Raw genomic sequence first — 941 nt, 5'->3', positions numbered from 1 at the left:
TTACGGGTATCGGCGCCAGCCGCGAGGCGATGCTCGGCGTGCTGGTTGAGCCAATTCTGCTGCTGGGGCTGTGGGTCGCCGCGCAGGTTGCAGGCTCGACCCACATCAGTTTCATCACCGACACCGTTTACCACTGGCCGGTTTCACGTTCGCTCCCGCTGGTGCTGGCGCTCTGCGCCTGCGCGTTCGCCACGTTTATCGAGATGGGCAAGCTGCCGTTCGATCTCGCGGAAGCGGAGCAGGAATTACAGGAGGGGCCGCTCACCGAGTACAGCGGCTACGGCTTTGCGGTGCTGAAGTGGGGCATCAGTCTCAAGCAGCTGGTGGTGTTGCAGATGTTCGTCGGCGTTTTCTTCCCGTGGGGGCAGATGACGCACTTCTCTGCGGGCGGCCTGCTGCTGGCCGTGGTGGTGGCTGTGCTCAAGCTGCTTATCGGCGTGCTGGTCATTGCCCTGTTTGAAAACAGCATGGCGCGCCTGCGTTTTGTCGAAACGTCACGCATTACCTGGGCCGGGTTTGGTTTTGCATTTTTAGCGTTCGTCTCCTTGCTGGTGGCGTGATTAAAGAGAGTGTTTATGTCTGAAGAAAAGAAAGGTCAGCAGTATCTCGCCGCGTTGCATCAGGCTTTCCCGGGCGTGGTGCTGGAGGAGTCCTGGCAAACCAAAGACCAGATCACCGTCACCATTAAGGTGAACTATCTGCCGGAAGTGGTGGAGTTTCTCTACTACCAGCAGGGCGGCTGGCTGTCGGTGTTGTTCGGTAACGACGAGCGCCAGCTGTGCGGCAGTTACGCGGTGTACTACGTGATGTCAATGGAGCAGGGCGAGAAGTGCTGGATCACCGTGCGCGTCGAAGTCGACCCGAATAAACCGGAATACCCGTCCGTCACGCCGCGCGTGCCTGCCGCCGTCTGGGGCGAGCGCGAAGTGCGCGACATGTAC

2 protein-coding genes are annotated in these 941 nt (G+C 59.9%); both read left to right on the top strand.

From position 1 onward, the window contains the following. Positions 1–560: respiratory chain complex I subunit 1 family protein (locus DD606_RS25670; RefSeq protein WP_176691520.1), on the top strand; the 560-nt coding region annotated here is incomplete at its 5' end. Positions 561–575: 15 nt separating this feature from the next. After that, on the top strand, positions 576–941 hold a 366-nt coding region (locus DD606_RS25665; protein WP_176691519.1), incomplete at its 3' end, for an NADH-quinone oxidoreductase subunit C.

The organism is Enterobacter cloacae complex sp. GF14B (assembly GCF_004136805.1).
Lineage (GTDB): Bacteria > Pseudomonadota > Gammaproteobacteria > Enterobacterales > Enterobacteriaceae > Enterobacter > Enterobacter hormaechei_C.
This window is presented reverse-complemented; position numbering and strand designations above follow the sequence as displayed.